Here is a 16,233-nt window from a genome sequence, read left to right on the forward strand (position 1 = left end):
CCTATTCGACGAATACGACGCGGAGCAGTTCCTCCAGCGATGTCAACCCGGCCAGCACCTTGGCCACGCCGTCCCCGTGCAGCGTGCGCATCCCGGCGGCTACCGCGGCACGCTTGAGGACGTCCGCGGAGGCCTCCTTCATAACCAGCGCGCGGACCGCGTCGTCCATCATCATGATCTCGAACAGACCGATGCGCCCCTTGTACCCGATGTGGTTGCACCGGTCGCAGCCCTTGGCGCGGTAGACCACCGGCGGCGGGTCGTCCGGACTTACCAGGCCGTAGCGCACCGCCACCTCCACCGGGAGCGTGTACTCCTCGCGGCAGTGCTGGCAGAGCAACCGCACCAGACGCTGCGCAACCACGCCGATCACCGAAGAGGCCACCAGGAACGGCTCCACGCCCATGTCCGCCAGCCGCGCCACGGCCCCGGGCGCGTCGTTGGTGTGCAGCGTCGAGAGGACCATGTGGCCGGTCAGCGCGGCGTTGATCGCGATGCGCGCGGTTTCCTCGTCGCGTATCTCGCCTACCATTATGATGTCGGGGTCCTGCCGCAGGAAAGAGCGCAGGCCGGTTGCAAAGGTCAGGCCCGCCCTGGGGTTGATCTGGACCTGGGCGATGCCGGCAAGCTGGTACTCAACCGGGTCCTCGATGGTGATGATGTTGACGTCAACCTTGTTCAGCCGGTGGAGGATCGAGTACAGACTGGTGGTCTTGCCGCTTCCGGTCGGACCGGTGATCAGAATGATCCCGTAGGGCTTGACGATCAACGACTCGAACCGCGGCAGGTCCGGACCCAGCAGGCCGAGCTTCTCCACCCCGACCAGCGCCGCCCGCTTGTCCAGGATCCGCATGACCACCTTCTCGCCGTATGTGGTAGGAATGCTGGAGACGCGCAGGTCAATCTCGCGGTTGTCCACGCGCAGCTCGATGCGGCCGTCCTGCGGCGCGCGCCGCTCGGCGATGTTCATGTTGGCCATGATCTTTACGCGGCTGGTGGCCGCGGCCTGCACGTGCTTGGGCGCGGTCATGACATTGTAGAGCGTGCCGTCAATGCGGTAGCGAATGCGGAGATGCTTCTCCTGCGGCTCCAAGTGGACGTCGCTGGCGCCCTGCCGGACCGCCTGGACCAGCATCAGGTTCACCAGGCGCACCACCGGCGCGTCCTCGACGATCTCGCGCAGCCGGTCGAGGCCGGGCTCCTCCTCGCCCACATCGGAGGGGCGTATCTCCTGGATGACCTGGTCTAGGGTGCCCTCGAGAGCCGGGTACTGGTTGACGGCGTGCTGGAACCCCTCAGGCGTAATCGCGGCAGGGATCAGGTCGCGCTCCACCGCGCGCCGGATGTCGTCGAGGGCCACCACATCCAGCGGGTCCACCATCCCGACGACAAGCGCGTTTCCCTCGATGCGCAGCGGGATGACCTGGTGGCGCCGGATCAGTGTCTCGGGGAGGGCCAGGATCACCTCCTCGGGAATCCCGACCGCCTGCACGTTGACGAACTCGATCCCCATCTGGCCGGCCACGGCCTTGGAGATGGCCTCCTGGGTCGTCAGCCCGCGGCTAACGAGTACCTTGCCGAGCCGGTCGCCGCTCGCGTGCTGGGCCGCCAGCGCCTGTTCCAACTGGGCGCTGGTGATCAGCCCGGCTTCCACCAGGATCTCGCCCAGCCGGACCCGGCGACGGACCGCTAGACTCTTAGAGGGCCTCATGCCTCTCCATCAACATGACGATGTGCGACTTGTGCACCATCACGACGCTCGTCTCGTAGAGCAGCCGGTCGTCGAGGGTGTAGACTCGCGCAGAGGTAATTGCCAGGAAGTCCTTGGCCTGGTTCAGCCGGTCGGAGAGCCGGGCGCTCGAGGGCAGGTGCAGCTCGCCCTCAATCCGGTGCGACGGCGTGAAGATCACGACCTGTTCGCGGTCCAGTTCCACCTTCATCGGGCAGCTCCCCTTCCCTCGGCGGCCAGCTCGGCTGACCGGGGACGCTCCACCAACCGCTGGATGCCCTTCAGACTCAGGCCCCGCTCGACCATCGCCTTCACCCACCGGATGCGCTCTACATCCTCTTCGCTGTAAAGCCGGTGTCCTCCCCCTGTGCGGGCCGGGACGAACAGGTTGTACTGGTCTTCCCAGGCGCGAATACGCCTGGGGTTGACCCCGGTAAGGTGCGCCACCGTCCGTATGGGATAGATGGGCGCACACTTGTCCACGATCATCTGCCTTTTCCTCCGCTTCCACCACTTCCACCACCGTTCCCACCCACACGTGGCACGGCAACCGCGTCGCGCTGCGGCCGGAACCCGTGGTCGCGCAGGAACGAGTAGATCTCCTGGAGTTTCGAGAACCCCTGGTAGTCGGGGCGGTATTCCTGCTCCAGCTTGTAGTCCAGTTCCACGAGCTTGTTCAGGGTCACGAAGAACGCGTACTGAACGATGTTGGAGGCCGCCTCGGGCGCATCGCGGTTCTTGTCCACGAACAGGTTGAGGATGTCCACCTTGGGCAGATCTTTGGTATCAAAACCCTCGGCCTTGGCCCGGGACTCGATTAGCTGCCGCAGGTCGGAGGTGGCCTTCCAGTCCTTGGCCAGCACCATGGCGACGTCCAGATCGTACTCCAAGTCGCCGCTGCCCATGCTGTGGTGCATCGTCGGCCGGTTGAACGGGTTGAAGATCTCGGTCTCCTCGGCTGGCCGCTCGTCCAGCCGGCAGCCTTCCTTGTCCAGCGGCGAGATCGCGAAGACCGGGCAGTTGAGTTCCAAGCTTAGCTCGGCCAACGCCGTGGAGATCATGTCGGTCCGAGCCTTCCAGTCGTCCACGTAGGCGGAGAGCGGGATCTTCTGGAGGTAGTCGAAGAACAGCACGATATCCTGCGTCTGGAACTCCTGCATCAGGTTGTGGGCGTGGGCGCGGATGCGGTCCAGCGTCTCCTTGCGGCCGGCCTCCACCAGGTACAGGTACGGCGAGAACCGACCCAGCGCACCCCGGGCCGAGGCCACCTTGTCGGCCACCGACTCGCCGTCTCCGTTGCTCCCCATCAGAACCGTGGTGGGGTTGATGCCGACTTCCTTGGCAATCAGCCGGGCGGCCAGCACGCGTCGGGTCTGCTCCCAGGTGTAGAACAGGACCGGCACCTTGTGGTTGGCCGCCACGTGCACCGCCATGTCCAGGGCGAAGTTGGTCTTGCCGCGGCGGGGGGCGCCGGCCATCCCGTAGTAGAAACCCCGGCGCAGGCCCGAGAGCAGGGTGTTGAGCCGGTCGAAGGGACTGATCGAATACCCCAGGATCCCGTTCGTCATCACCGGCCTGGCGTCCATCATTGGGCCGAGCATCTCCGAGATCGGCGCGACCTGACGGCGCGTTCTCCGCCGCTGTATCTCGAGCAGTTGGTGGATCGCGTCTGTGGTGAACTGCACGATGTCGGTCTGCCCCTGGTTGGGGCGGTAGAGGTAGCTCCCGAAGGCCTCGTGGACGCGGGCCAGCAGATCGCGGCTCTCCCGGGCCTTGAGATCCTCCACGTACGCCATCAGATCTCCGGCGTTGGGCGGCGGCAGCAGCAGGACCGATGTGAGGTACTGCTCCATCTCAGGGGTCAGAAGGCCGCGTTCGGCCATCTCCGCGCGCAACCCGGCCTCGTCAAGCGCGGCCGTCGTGGCGTGCGCATCAATCGTCACCTTGGCCAGCCGGCGCGCCTGCGGCGAGGCAAGCTGATCAACGTGGAAGCCCTCGTTGCTCGCCAGCGTCAGCAGGTGCCGGTCCCGGATCAGCCCACTAAGCAAACGCGTTTCCAGCTGGTATAGCTCCACGATTCCTCCGCAGAAGTTCTCCCGACACTATCTTGCGCCGGGTCCCACCCTGTGGTATTGTCGTTGCAACTTCTGAGATGGGCAAGTGAGAATATACCCAGAAGTTTAGCGGACTAGTCCCGTAAGGGCAAACCCGGAGCGATCCGGGGGCGCAAAGCCACGGGACCGGCGGCAGAGGCCGCCGGTCGGCTGGGTTGCCGGTGATGGACGTGACAAGTGACGAAACAGGCCTGGGAGCCCTAAAGACCGCCTCAGGGCTATCGGGCGAGAACCTCACCCTCGAGCGGGCCGCGGCCTATGGCCGTGCCCGGCTTCTGGCGCGCACCGGCCGCTGGTCCGAAGCCCGCGAGGCATATCAGCAACTCATCGCCCTCGATCCCAACGAACCCTGGATATACTGGGACCTGGCCGAGGTCCACCGGGCGCTGGACGACCGCCACGAAACCGGCCTGGCCTTCCTGACCGCCGCGGACAAGCACCTCTCCCGCGGGGAGACCGACAAGGTCCTGAGCGCCTACCAGCAGGCGGCAGCGGTATCGCCCAATGATCCCATCGTCAAGGCCAAGATCGGCGACCCTGCGGTAGCCCACCCGGCTCCACAAGAACCGGCTGCCACGGATGAACCCGCAGCAGGTCCGCCGGCCTCGACCGCCCGGGCGCCGCGCGGCCGCATGGCGGGAAAGGGCAGCACCCTAGGCCAGGTGCTGTTGAACCTGGGCATCATCAACGAGACGCAGTTGACCGAGGGGCTCGAGATCCAGGCGCGCACCGGCGAGCGCATCGGACACATCCTGCTGGAGATGGGCACGGTCACCGAGTCCGACCTGGCCCGCGGCATGGCCGAGCAGTGGGGTTACCCCTACCTGGCGCTGGCCGATACCAAGGTGGACACCGAGATCGCCAAGCTGATCCCGCACGCCCTGGCGGTCCGCCACAAGTGCGTGCCGCTCGAGAAGCGCGGTGGAAGACTGCTGCTGGCGATCGCGGACCCCCTCAACGTCATTGCGGTGGATGACGTGCGCTTGATCACCGGGCTCGAGGTGGACCTGGCCGTGGCCACCGAGGAGGACATCTCCTCGGCCCTCAATCGAAACTACCAGTTTGGCGACGCGCTCATCGAACGGGTCATGAGGGATGCGGTACCCGACTTCACCGTTGAGATCGGCGAGGAGGACCCCTCGCTGGATCAGCTCAAGGCCCTGACCGAAGAGGCGCCCGTGGTCAAGCTGGTCAACCTGACCATAGACGAGGCGGTCAAGCAGGGCGCCAGCGACATCCACGTGGAACCGCAGCGGGCGGGCCTCTGGATCCGGTACCGCGTGGACGGCGTGCTGCGGGATGTGATGAACCCGCCCAAACACCTCAAGGCCGCGTTGATTTCCCGCCTGAAGATCATGGCGGATATGGACATCGCCGAGCGGCGGAGGCCCCAGGACGGCCGCATCCACCTGATCGCCGACGGACGCAGCATAGACCTGCGTGTCTCGACGCTGCCCACGATGTTCGGCGAGAAGGTCGTAATGCGCGTGCTGGACCAGTCCTCAACCAAGATCGGCCTGCCGCGCCTGGGCTTCCAGAGCAACACCCTGGCCCTCTGGGAGAGCGCCGTCAGCAAGCCCCACGGGATGGTGCTGGTCACCGGCCCGACCGGTAGCGGGAAGACCACGACGCTCTACGCGACGTTGGGCAAGCTGAACACCCTGGATCGGAACATCGTTACGATCGAGGATCCGGTGGAGTACCAACTGGGGCGGGTCAACCAGGTCCAGGTCAACCCGAAGGCCGGGCTGACCTTTTCCGGTGGGCTGCGCAGCATCCTCCGACAGGACCCGGACATCGTGATGGTGGGCGAGATCCGCGACCGCGAGACCGCTGAGATCGCGGTGCAGGCCGCGCTGACCGGCCACCTGGTCCTCTCCACCCTTCACACCAACGACGCGGCGGGCGCCGTCACCCGGCTTGTGGACATGGGCATCGAGGGGTTCCTGATAAGCTCCTCGGTGATCGCGGTGCTGGCGCAGCGCCTGGCCCGCACCATCTGCCCCCGCTGCAAGGTGGCCTATTCGCCGCCGGCCGAGGCCCTCGGCCGGCTGGGCGCCGACGCCCGAGTGGACCCCGGCGTGGTCTTCTACAGGGGAGCGGGCTGCGACCACTGCCGGGGCAACGGCTACCGGGGGCGCATCGGCGTCTACGAACTCCTGGTCATCTCCGATACGATCCGCGGCATGATCGTCCAACGCGCCTCGTCCACCGAGATCAAGGCTCAGGCGATACGCGAGGGGATGCGCACGCTGCGCGACGACGGCCTTGAGAAGGTCATGGCCGGGATCTCGACAATTGACGAGATCCTGCGGGTCGTCTACGTGGCAGACTAGCCGGTGCCGGGCTGATGCCCGGCACCGCGACCGTTCGAGGACCGTTCGAGACCCCCTGCTCCCTCGCTCTAGACCAGCGCGGCAGCGAGCTGGCTGTTGCGCCGCATCTCGAGGCGGATGCGGCCCAGGTTGGCCAGCCGCGTCCCTACCACCACCATTATCGCGTCGGCCCCTGCAGGCCCGACGGCCACCGGCCCATCGTCGTACTCCAGCAGCATTGTGCGCAGCGAGCCGCGGCCCATCTCCTTGCCCATCGAGTCGGCCGCCGCGATATTGCTGGCCACGATCGCGCCCAGGGCCTCGAGGTCCACGCGTTCCTCCGTGGTCATCCCCTCCACGACGAACCCGTCCCGGCCGACGATCATGGCGGCCACCACGCCGTCAACCCTGGTCATGTCGGCAAGCACATCCTTCAACTGCGACATCATAAGGTCCCTCCCGCGGCCTACAGCGCCCCGGGTGAGGGCGCGTTGATCGCACCGCGCAGCCTGCCCAGCGCTGCGGCAAGCACGCGCGACACGTGCTTCTGTGAAATCCCAATCTGCTTGGCGGCTTCCATCTGCGTCAGGTCGGTGTAGAACAGGTAGTAGACAACCTTGCGCTGCAGGGCGGTCAGCGACTCCAACGCCTCCATCAGGGTCACCCGGTCCTCGATCGGAAGCTGGAAGCTGATGTGGCTCCGGTGCCGGATCCGGTCGCGGTCCACCCGCAGATCGGCCCCCTCCTCGTCGGCCTCGATCGAGACGGTGCGGAGAACCTCCCTTGCGCGCAGGACCTCCAGCAGTCCGTCCTCCTCGATGTTGAGCTCGCGCGCCAGGGCCTCGAGGCTGGGGAAGCGGCCGGTCTCGCCGACGTGGGCGTTGATGGTTTCCTCAATGCGCGTGTTGATTCTATTGAGCCAGCGCGGCTTGCGAATCGTGTCCCGCTGGTCGCGCAGGTAGTGGCGGATCTCGCCGCGGATCAAGTAGCTGGCGTAGGTGGCGAACTTCGCGCCGCGTCCGGGATCGAACCCGTTGATGGCGTTGAGCAACCCAATGTAGCCCACCTGGATCAGGTCCTCGGACGGTACCCCAGAGAAGCCGAACTCCGCGGCAATGCGCCGAACCAGGGGGGTGCACGCGGCGATGATGCGCTCGTGCGCGTCTGGGCTGCGCGCGTCCGCATGCTCCTGGATCAGGAGATCAACGGCATCGTACCCGGAGGCTTCTTCGAATCGAAGTCCCGGCTCCTCTGCTGGGCGGTGCGGAGTCCTTGCCGCCATCTCCAGCGCCTCCTGAAAACGACGAGCCCTCTCGGGCTGCCCCAAGAGGACCGCGAATCCACCTCCGGCAGCCCGGCCGACCACATCACTGGTCCCGAGGCTTTGCGCCCCCACCTTGCGATGGGTTTGCCCTTTTCGGGGTTCATATTCAGTTGTCGCACCCGGCAGTCAAGCCCGGTAATAATACATCATAGACCGTCGAGAGCATTTGCGCAAGTACTGCCCGATCCCAGGCGTGGGGCCGGCCTGGACCGGCCGACATACCGGAAGGCAAGCCGCTGCGCCATCAACACCCCGACCACGGCTCGGGCCTGCCCCGCGGTCAGCCCGGCCATGGCGGCGACCGCTGCGACCGTGCGCGAGCCGTCGAGCAGCCCAGGCACCGCGTGGCCTGCCGGCCCCGCCACCTCTAGGATACCGGCCGCTACTTCCTCCGGCAGAGAGTTTCGGACGCCGGCAGGAACGAAGTAGGTTTCGTCCGCGGCGCCGGGCTCCCCCACGGCGCATGGCTCGTCCGCGGCACCGGGCGGATCTGCCACAGCCGCCACGGGCACGCGCACCTCCCCGGAGAACACGACGATCCACCCTGACGCCTCGCCGGGAGGCGCGGCGCCTTCTCCGCATTGGGTAACCTCCCCGCCGGCGACCACGTAGACGGACGGCTTGTCTCCCAGAACCAGGACCGCCGCATTGGAGTGCTCTGAGCGCAGTCGCTCGAGCAAAGGACTGAGACGGATGAACTCGGTGTGCAACCCCCCGGCCGAGAACTGCAGACCGGCGATCTGCTCTGCCAGCCACTCGGGGAGCGCCAGGTGGGTCTCTTCCGCGCCCGGGGGCACGCCGGAGGGCAGCACCGTTCCGGGTTGGCCCTGCTCCCAGCCGCCCGGCCCAAAGACCGCGGCGGTCCGGCGTGCCGGCGTCTCCACAACGGCGGCCATTCCGCGCGACCACGCGTAGTGGAAGATCCCGGACCCGTTTGACTCGGACACGGCGGCCTAGGCCTCCTCGAGTGCAGCCCGCTGCCAGAATCCGCCGACCGCCAAGAAGACGAAGCCGGCGACCCACAGCGCGTCTGCCCTGTGCACGGCCGGGTGCAGCCCGTGCCGGATCAGGGAGGTAAACCCGAAGCTCGCCGCGGTCAGGCAGACCGCCGCCAACGCCACGGCAAGCCACGGGTACGCCGATGTGCCTCCGCGGAAGCCGGCAGCGGGCAGGAGGCCCGCGGGCACGAGCAGCACCGCCGCAGCCGGGTAGAACGCGGCCAGCGCCTTCTCTAGTATTGAAGCCTGACTCTGCGCGACCGATACCAGGACCAGCGAAAGGGCGCACGCCCACGCCAGACCGCCGTACACCGCCAGGTTCCTCCGGACCGGCCGATCAACCACGGGCCAAACAAGCCGGACCTCCAGGTAGAGCGCCGCGCCGAGCAGCACATAGAAAGCAACGAAGAACCCGTCTGCCAGGGATGGGAAGGGCAGCGCTCTTCCCTCGATCCACTGGTGACCCGTGAAGACCGCGCGGCCGGCGGCCCATGCCAGGGTAGCCCACGCGCCCATCATCCAGACTGCGCGTTCGCGGTCGCCGCGAGCGTAGGCCCGCGCCGCGCTAAGACACCCAAGCCCGGCCACCAGCGGAGCCAGGAACTGCAGGACGGCACCTGTCACATTGCGCGCAACCTCAATCCCTGGCCCGCCACCATCGAGGCCGTAGGTGATGCCCGCGGCCACGGCAAGTGGACCGATAATCGCCTTCGGCAACCAGGACCGACGCGTCACCAAGCCCCCTCCCCTTCGGTCCCAACAGAGGCATGATTGGATTGCGCCGCGCCCACTCCATCCGCAACCGCGCGTTCGGACGCGGCGATGGTCCGGTCGATGAACGCGCGGCCGGCGATCGCCACGACCGGCGCGCAGGCCGCCTCCACCACGATGCGCCAGGTGGACTCGGGCAGTTGCGGCGCGTGAACCCGTTCCCCATCCATGCCGCCCCCGTGCCGTTCCAGCGCTCGGTTCAGAGCTGCATCGAACTGCGCTGCGAGGCGGGGGCCGCGGCTGCGCGCGACGCGAACCGCCACATGCTCGAGGATGGCCGGCCATGGGTGGGCCGGGGGTTCGGTGGCGACCGCGGGTTGCGGCTCCGGCTCGTCCGCGAAATCCGGGAACTCCGTCGGCACGCTGGGCGGTTCGCACGCCACAACGCTGACACGGCCCCCGCGTGTTACCAGCGCGCTGAGTCGGTCGCGCCCCGGACCGTTGTGCAGCACTTCCGGGACGTCGCCCCCCTCAAACACCCACACCTCGCGGGGCGTACCCTCCTGGAACCAGAGCATGCCGTCGGTTTCATGATCCTCCACGATCACGCCACCGTCGAAGCCGCGCGCGGCCAGGTAGGCCACAAGCAGGTCTAGATCCACTTCGTCGCCGCTGATCCCGGCGAACAGGGCCGCCCCGGCCTGGATGGCCTCGTAACTCTGGATGCGGAGCGTTTCCACTGCGCAATACCCCTTGCCGTTCTCCAAGATACAAACGCCTCCCGGCTGGGGCCGGAAGGCTGGGAGTACCTCCCCTTCGGCAACCCAGCCGACCTGGAAACCCGTAACTTCGGGCTTCCAGGCCCCGTTGGCTTTGCGTCCCCGCCTCGCGGCGGGTTTGCCCGTTCGGAGGCTACTTGTTACTTACTATCTTCCCACTCGAGACTCTGCCTAGTCCCCCCCTAACTTGCCTAGAGACGCCGGGATAGTTCCAAACTCTCGCCCGGAATCGTCAGGAGCCGGCGGTAGAGACTTGACACGTTCGTCACATACCACTGCGTCTCCGCGTACGGAGGGATTCCCGCGTACCTATCAACGGCCCCTTTGCCCGCATTGTAGGCCGCCAGCGCCAGGTGCGCGTTGTTCCAACCAAACCGGTCCAGGTTGCCGCGCAGGTACCGGATGGCGCCGTAGAGATTCTGCACCGGATCCCGGGCCTCCACCCCCAGCGAACGGGCGGTGGCAGGCATGAGCTGTCCCAGTCCAATCGCGCCGGCATGCGAGCGCGCCGCCGGCTGGAATCCGGACTCGATCACCACGAGGGCCACCACCAGGCGTGGGTCAACGTTGAAATGCCGGCTGTAACCGAGCAGTGCCTGGCCTATGGCGGCCGACTGTTCGTGCGTAAGGCGCGGGTTGTAGAAGCGGGCGATGGAGTTGTAGCTTGCCGCGTCCAGCACCCACGGGGGCGCGCTGGGAGCCTGCGACTGCCCGGCCACCGCCTGCGCGGCCGGCGCCTGTCCCGCCGGAGACTGCGCGGCCGGATGCGGCAGCGGTCCCAGCGATCGAAGCGCCTGGTGGGCCAGATCGCGGACCTGGGAGGAGGATCGCGCCAGCAGGACATGCCGGAAGGCCGTATTGGCTTCGGCGGTGCGCTCTGCCCGAGCCAGCGCATGGCCCCACCAGAGCAGCATCAAGCCGTCCCGCGGCGAACGTCGAACCGCCTGGGAAAACGATCGCTCGGCACGCTCAATGTCACCCGCGTGGAACTGGACCACGCCCAGCCAAAGCCACCCATGGACTGAGCCGGGATGCCGGCTCACCGCGCGCGCGAAGACAGCCTCGGCTTCGACCATCCGGCCCCGCGCGAACAGCGCCGCTCCCTCGCGCAGCGCATCAGGCCTGGCCGCGCCGCCGACCGCGCCGCCGACCGCCCCCGCGGGAAGCAGTACCGCGACGGCCAGCCAGGCGGCTAGAAGGCAGAGGATCCTGGTCATCCCAGCTCTTCCGTGATTTCAGCCTTGCACCGACGGACCGCCAGCCGGGCACGCGCGACGTTGCCGCCCGCATCAAGTACCGCCGCCAGGTAGTGCGCCGGCCCAACCGCCACCACAAGGAGAGCCAGACTCTCGGTGGTCACGGCGAGGTAGTCCATCTCGCCGCCGTCCATCTTGCGGGCGCAGTAGGCGCCAACCTTGAACAGCGCGATCAGGTCTTCGGCCACCGTGCTTGGATCGTGGGCGCTGCCCTTCACCACGGTCTCGACAGCTCGGCCGTCGGCGCCCAGCAGCACAACTGCCCGCGTGTCATCGCCGGCCAGCCCCTGCAGAATGCCCCTCAGCTTTGTGCTCATGGTCCGCCCTCGCCACATCGGCCATTCACCGCCGCGCATATCCTTCCCTGCGTGACAGGAGTTGCACCTCCCACTATCGTAACATATGGGGACGAGACCCCGATGAACCCTGTTGCCCTTGATCTGATTCGCACACGGCGCCGAATGCTGGCCGCGCGCTGGGCCCGCGACCTCGCCGCTGCTCCTACGCGCGGGCAGATCTGGCATGACGGCGAGAGGATAGAACAGCACATTCTAACCGGCATGGATGCACTTGTTGAGGCGACGGCCGCCGGACAGGTAGAGCCCTTCGTCGAGTTCGCCGGCAGATTCAGCGGGGAGGCATTTGCCCTGGAGACGCCGCTGGAGGAGGTGATCCGCGCCCTTCTGGAGGTCAAACCGGTCGTGCTTGACTTCCTATCCAGCGACCTGCCGGCCGGCGACCAGGATCCTGAGATGGTCCACCTCCTCAACCGCCTGATCTCGGCCGGCATCCTCGAGGTAATCCAGCGGTACGAGCGCCAGCGGTCGCGCAGAGGACTTGCCGAGCAGGGCCATCTGGACGAGTTGCGCGAGCGCTCGCGGCGCCAGATCATCGTTGACTCACCGACGGGCCTGTTCAACGCGACCCACTTCGCAACAGCGGTGCAGCGCGAAACGATGCGGGCTCACCGGTTCAAGCGCACCTTCGCGGTGGCCCTGGTGGCGGTTGACCAGGAAGAGGAGGTCGGCAACACTCTGGGGAGCGCGGCCGCCCGGGCCCTGACGTTGCATCTGGCCAACATCCTGACGCACGAGACGCGACTGGTTGACCTCCGGGCCGCTCTGGGCTCCGGGAGGTTCGGGTTGATTCTTCCCGAGGCCTCTCTGGAGGGAGCGTTCTCCCTGGCTGAGCGCATTCGCGGGTCGGTCGAGAGCGCCTTGTTCATGCCCCCCGACCATCCATACCCGCTGACCCTTACCGTCAGCATCGGCCTGGCGTGCTACCCTGGGGACGCCGACACCGACCAGGAACTGCTCGAGCGGGCTGAAGAGGCCCTGGCTCGCGCCAGGGCCGGCCAGAACACAACGGTCGCAGCCGCCTCCGCCCGCCACTTCTGACCTGCCCGCACTACGACCGCTCCCGCCAAAGGCGGAGCTGGATATCGAATGGAGGCTTCTCCCTTAGGATACGGAGAAACACCTCCACCAACACCGGATCGAGCGTGTTCCCAGCCATGTTCTGCAGCTCGGTCATCGCCTCTTCCACGGAGCGGCTTGGACGGTAAGGGCGGTGTGATGTCACGGCATCGAACGTGTCGGCCACGCGGATGATGCGCGCGCCGAGCGGGATCTCAGTGCCGGCCAGTCCTTCGGGGTAGCCGCTTCCATCGTAGGCCTCCTGGTGGTAGTGAACGTCGTCGGCAAGCGACCTGAACGGCGGCATCTCTCTCAGGATGCTGGCGCCGCGCTCAGGGTGCAGGTTCATCACCGCCCGCTCCTCGTCTGTCAGCGGGCCGCGCTTGCGCAGGATGGCCTCCGGGGTGGCGATCTTCCCGATGTCGTGCAGCATGCTCGCCCAGAGGATACGATCAATCTCCTCCGCGGAAAGCCCGAGATCGGTTGCGATGGCAACGGCACAGGTCGCGACGCGCTGCGAGTGGCCACGCGTATAGGGGTCCTTGGCCTCCAGTGCCGCGGCCAGGGTCTTCACGGTGCTCAGCATGAAATCGCGGGACTGCGCCACGGCCCGGGCGTCCCACAGCAGGGGCGCGGCCGCCTCGGCCAGTGCACGCGCCGCCTCCGTCTGGTCGCCGGCGAACAGCCGGAGATCGCGGCGCGCCAGCAGGAGGGCGCCGAACGGCTTGCCCGCCACGGCCAGCGGCATCAGAACGGCAGACCGCGCGCCGTCCTCCCCGAGGGCGCCGGCCCATCCTGCGTCCCTGCTAGCGTCCGCCACCGTCTGGGACAGACCCGATTGAAGCACCGTACTGAGCACGCCCGTCGCCGGGAGAGACTCACCCGCGGGCCGGACCTCGCCGTCGGAGCCAATGCCGGCCTCGACGACCGGCAGGCCGTCGCCATCGAGCATCACCACAAGGCCGTGGCTGGCATCGGCCAAGCGCAGCGAGCGCTCCAGGAGCGCTCGGGCCCGACCGGCCAGATCCAGCGGCGCCATCGATGTGACCGCCGCGCGCAACTCGGCCACCGTGTTGGCCTGCCGGGTCAGTGCCTCGACGCCGTGCAGGACCGACGCGGCGCCTTGGGTCCGGCGTTCTTCGATCATACCGATCAAAACCCCGGTCAGGACCAGGAACATGGCCCGCGGGAGCGAACCGGCGGTCGTCCCGCCATACGCGCCCGCGGCGATGGCAAAGGCGGTCGCGGCAACCCAGCCGCTGATCACGCCTGCGATGACCCCGCGACCTGCCGTCGCCCAGAGCAGGATCGGCACGTACAGGAAGTAGAAGATGCTGGTCTTCCCCCCGGTCTCGAACACGATGAAGGATACGATGAGCAGCTCCATCGCGATCCCGGAGTAGCGCGCGAGGGGAAATCCGCCGATCCGACGGGGCGCCAAGACGCTGGGCAGGCCCGCGGCAACCAGCAGCGTGAGCAGCAACGCCACGGTGAGTGGCGACGCAATTGTGGTCCCGGTCGGCACTCCGGTGAAGATCACGGAGAATCCGAACAGCGCGGTCAGCGCCCGAACGTAGAGAGGCCACCACTCCACCCTGGCGTCAAGCTTCATCCCACACCCCTAGCCGACCCCGCGAACTCTCTCGAAGGGCACACTCTGTATGCCCGCGAAGCCGGACGGTCAGACCTGCGGCCGGATCGGCACCACGCCCTTACGGGCGAGCGCGCGGAGCACGAACCTCTCAATCGCCCTCACGAAGCGGACGCGCAGGGGTTCGTAGTGGGACAGCGGTCCGGTCAGGATGGTGGGAACGCCGAGCCGGTTTCCGGCCAGCACGTCCGTGAAGAGCTGGTCGCCCACCATCGCCGTCCGCTCCGGCGACGTCCCCAGGATGCGCAATGCCCGGCGCAGCTTGTCGGCGCTGGGCTTCGATCGCCCCGGTGCCGCCGGCAGATCGAACACCACGGAGGCGGCGCCCAGTCGCCGCGATAGGGTATTGGACACGAGGCAGACCGGGATGCCGGACTGCCGGAGATCCTCCAGCCAGGCCAGAACCTCCGCCCGCGCCTCAATCTTGCCCCAGGACACCAGGGTGTTGTCGAGATCGAGCATTAGGGCCTCTATCCCCCAGGCCCGCAGCCGCGAGGGCGTAAGGTGGAACACGGCGGCAACATAGTATCGGGGCGCGAGCAGTCGCAGGAGGCGGTTCATCTCCGGTACCGCCTGGCCGCGTCCTGATGCTCCCGCAGCGTGCGGCTGAAGTGGTGGGAACCGTCGGGCCGCAGGACATAGTAGAGGAACGGCGTCTCTGCCGGCGCCGCGGCGGCGGCAACCGCGGCCAGGCCGGGGTTGGCGATCGGTCCGGGCGGCAGACCGGGATTCCGATAGGTGTTGTACGGCGAGTCCACCGCAAGGTCCGCAAACGCGAGTTCGGCCTTGTGCCGCCCCAGCGCGTAGAGCACGGTGGCGTCTATCTCGAGGCGCATGCCCAGGCGCAACCTGTTGTAGATCACACCCGCGATCACCGCGCGTTCCTGTGGAACCCGGGCTTCTCGCTCGATCATGGAGGCCACCGTCACGAGCTGGTGCAGGCTCAGACCGCGCGCGCGGGCCGCTTCGCGCAGATCGGCGCCGATCACGGCGTCAAACCGGCCCAGGAACCGTGCGATGAGCGCCGCCTCGCCGAGCCCGCGCGGTAGGAGGTAGGTGTCGGGAAAAAGATACCCTTCCGAGCGCAATGCCAGATCCAGGAACCGGCCGCGATCTGCCAACCCGGCCTCCGCCAGGGCGTCGGCGATCTGAGCCACGGTATACCCCTCGGGGATGGTGAGGCGGTGCAGGATCGCCTCGCCCCGCGCCAGGATACCCACGATCTGCCAGGCGCTCTGTGCCGGGCTGAGCGCGTACTCGCCGCTGCGGAGCCGGCCGTCCACGCGCCGCAGCTTGGACGCAACCACCACGGCGCGCGCGCTGCGCACCACCCGGGCTTCGGCCAGGCGGCGGCCGATCTGCCAGGTGGTTTCCCCAGGCGGCACGACCACGGTGCGGGAGCGGTCCGAACCTCCGGGAGGCCGCATCTCCCACCAGAGGAGCACCGCCGCACCCGCGCCCAGAAACACGGCACCGGCGACCGCGATGCCCGCCAACAACACCGCTCGCCGGAGCCTGATGCGGCATAGGCCGCCCGTACCGATCATCGCAGGCCGCGGGGCAGCCTACTCGTCCTCCTCATCCTCATCGTCCGCCCGGTCTCCGTTGGCCTGCACCTCGCCGGCCAGATCGTCGAGAACCCCCAGATCATCACGGTCCTCGCCGCCCTCCTCGAGGATGATCTCCCCGTACCCTGCGGTCTCCTCGAGCGCGGCCACCACGCGGCTCAGTTCGTCGTCGTCCTCAATCGGCACAAGGTGGTCGGCGCTCTCCATTCTGAAGATGACCGCGGCCGCGTCCTCTTCATCCTCGGGGAGCAGAACGGCGTAGCGACGGTGTTCCACTTCCACGATGTCCACCACGCTGAACCGGTGCTCGAGTCCGTCCTCGTCCTCCAGCGTTACCACGTCCAGTTCCTCAATCACAAAGCACCTCCAAGCC

At 67.4% G+C, this 16,233-nt stretch carries 17 protein-coding genes and 3 riboswitches; of the genes, 2 read left to right on the forward strand and 15 right to left on the reverse strand.

Annotated features, from left to right (window positions below; genetic code table 11):
• Window position 1: 1 nt before the first annotated feature.
• The 4 genes from gspE (RDU83_08140) to RDU83_08155 are packed head-to-tail and all read right to left on the reverse strand — an operon-like array spanning window position 2 to window position 3,804.
• Entirely contained in the window at window positions 2-1,711 is a 1,710-nt protein-coding gene (gene gspE / locus RDU83_08140; GenBank protein ID MDQ7840981.1) for a type II secretion system ATPase GspE, read from the reverse strand.
• Entirely contained in the window at window positions 1,698-1,940 is a 243-nt protein-coding gene (locus RDU83_08145) for a hypothetical protein (protein ID MDQ7840982.1), read from the reverse strand. Before RDU83_08145 ends, gspE (RDU83_08140) begins: the two co-directional genes overlap by 14 nt.
• Window positions 1,937-2,218, reverse strand: a complete 282-nt coding sequence (locus RDU83_08150; protein ID MDQ7840983.1) for a MerR family transcriptional regulator — start codon at window positions 2,216-2,218, stop codon at window positions 1,937-1,939. Before RDU83_08150 ends, RDU83_08145 begins: the two co-directional genes overlap by 4 nt.
• Entirely contained in the window at window positions 2,215-3,804 is a 1,590-nt protein-coding gene (locus RDU83_08155; protein MDQ7840984.1) for a DnaB-like helicase C-terminal domain-containing protein, read from the reverse strand. The genes RDU83_08150 and RDU83_08155 overlap by 4 nt, the downstream gene beginning before the upstream one ends.
• Window positions 3,805-3,920: 116 nt before the next feature.
• Window positions 3,921-4,006, forward strand: a riboswitch (cyclic di-GMP riboswitch).
• Window positions 4,007-4,013: 7 nt separating this feature from the next.
• Between RDU83_08155 and gspE (RDU83_08160) the strand changes: the two genes are divergently transcribed.
• The gene (gene gspE / locus RDU83_08160) at window positions 4,014-6,179 is read left to right on the forward strand and encodes a type II secretion system ATPase GspE (GenBank protein ID MDQ7840985.1); all 2,166 of its coding nucleotides are present in this window, start codon (window positions 4,014-4,016) and stop codon (window positions 6,177-6,179) included.
• A gap of 68 nt (window positions 6,180-6,247) precedes the next feature.
• On the opposite strand, the gene RDU83_08165 is transcribed toward gspE (RDU83_08160), so the two are convergent.
• The 7 genes from RDU83_08165 to RDU83_08195 all read right to left on the reverse strand — a co-directional run bounded on the left by RDU83_08165 (window position 6,248) and on the right by RDU83_08195 (window position 11,543).
• Entirely contained in the window at window positions 6,248-6,607 is a 360-nt protein-coding gene (locus RDU83_08165) for a roadblock/LC7 domain-containing protein (GenBank protein ID MDQ7840986.1), read from the reverse strand.
• 17 nt (window positions 6,608-6,624) lie between these two features.
• Window positions 6,625-7,440 (reverse strand): sigma-70 family RNA polymerase sigma factor, encoded by an 816-nt coding sequence (locus tag RDU83_08170; GenBank protein ID MDQ7840987.1) that lies wholly within the window; start codon window positions 7,438-7,440, stop codon window positions 6,625-6,627.
• A gap of 63 nt (window positions 7,441-7,503) precedes the next feature.
• A riboswitch (cyclic di-GMP riboswitch) is annotated at window positions 7,504-7,581 on the reverse strand.
• A gap of 47 nt (window positions 7,582-7,628) precedes the next feature.
• On the reverse strand, window positions 7,629-8,429 hold the full coding sequence (locus RDU83_08175; GenBank protein MDQ7840988.1) for a hypothetical protein: 801 nt from the start codon (window positions 8,427-8,429) through the stop codon (window positions 7,629-7,631).
• Window positions 8,430-8,435: 6 nt separating this feature from the next.
• Window positions 8,436-9,215 carry a hypothetical protein gene (locus RDU83_08180; GenBank protein ID MDQ7840989.1) on the reverse strand — a complete coding sequence of 260 codons (780 nt, stop codon included), beginning with the start codon at window positions 9,213-9,215 and terminating at the stop codon, window positions 8,436-8,438.
• The gene (locus RDU83_08185) at window positions 9,212-9,958 is read right to left on the reverse strand and encodes a hypothetical protein (GenBank protein ID MDQ7840990.1); all 747 of its coding nucleotides are present in this window, start codon (window positions 9,956-9,958) and stop codon (window positions 9,212-9,214) included. The genes RDU83_08180 and RDU83_08185 overlap by 4 nt, the downstream gene beginning before the upstream one ends.
• A gap of 48 nt (window positions 9,959-10,006) precedes the next feature.
• Window positions 10,007-10,103: riboswitch (cyclic di-GMP riboswitch) on the reverse strand.
• Between the two features lie 58 nt (window positions 10,104-10,161).
• A complete protein-coding gene (locus tag RDU83_08190; GenBank protein ID MDQ7840991.1) occupies window positions 10,162-11,187 on the reverse strand; it encodes a transglycosylase SLT domain-containing protein in 1,026 nt (341 codons plus the stop codon).
• Window positions 11,184-11,543, reverse strand: coding sequence for a hypothetical protein (locus RDU83_08195; protein MDQ7840992.1), 360 nt, complete (start codon window positions 11,541-11,543; stop codon window positions 11,184-11,186). Before RDU83_08195 ends, RDU83_08190 begins: the two co-directional genes overlap by 4 nt.
• 102 nt (window positions 11,544-11,645) lie before the next feature.
• Here RDU83_08195 and RDU83_08200 point away from each other — a divergent pair, with 102 nt between their 5' ends.
• Entirely contained in the window at window positions 11,646-12,623 is a 978-nt protein-coding gene (locus tag RDU83_08200; protein MDQ7840993.1) for a diguanylate cyclase, read from the forward strand.
• A gap of 10 nt (window positions 12,624-12,633) precedes the next feature.
• Here the strand turns inward: RDU83_08200 and RDU83_08205 are convergent, their stop codons facing one another.
• The 4 genes from RDU83_08205 to RDU83_08220 form a co-directional block, all read right to left on the reverse strand.
• Window positions 12,634-14,253 carry an HD domain-containing phosphohydrolase gene (locus RDU83_08205; protein MDQ7840994.1) on the reverse strand — a complete coding sequence of 540 codons (1,620 nt, stop codon included), beginning with the start codon at window positions 14,251-14,253 and terminating at the stop codon, window positions 12,634-12,636.
• 69 nt (window positions 14,254-14,322) lie between these two features.
• A complete protein-coding gene (locus tag RDU83_08210; protein MDQ7840995.1) occupies window positions 14,323-14,853 on the reverse strand; it encodes a YqeG family HAD IIIA-type phosphatase in 531 nt (176 codons plus the stop codon).
• On the reverse strand, window positions 14,850-15,788 hold the full coding sequence (gene mltG / locus RDU83_08215) for an endolytic transglycosylase MltG (GenBank protein MDQ7840996.1): 939 nt from the start codon (window positions 15,786-15,788) through the stop codon (window positions 14,850-14,852). The genes RDU83_08210 and mltG overlap by 4 nt, the downstream gene beginning before the upstream one ends.
• A 69-nt stretch (window positions 15,789-15,857) precedes the next feature.
• Complete coding sequence (locus RDU83_08220) at window positions 15,858-16,217, reverse strand: DUF1292 domain-containing protein (protein ID MDQ7840997.1); 360 nt, start codon at window positions 16,215-16,217, stop codon at window positions 15,858-15,860.
• Between the last annotated feature and the right edge of the window lie 16 nt (window positions 16,218-16,233).

This window comes from bacterium, from assembly GCA_031082185.1.
Taxonomy (GTDB): Bacteria; Sysuimicrobiota; Sysuimicrobiia; order Sysuimicrobiales; family Humicultoraceae; genus VGFA01.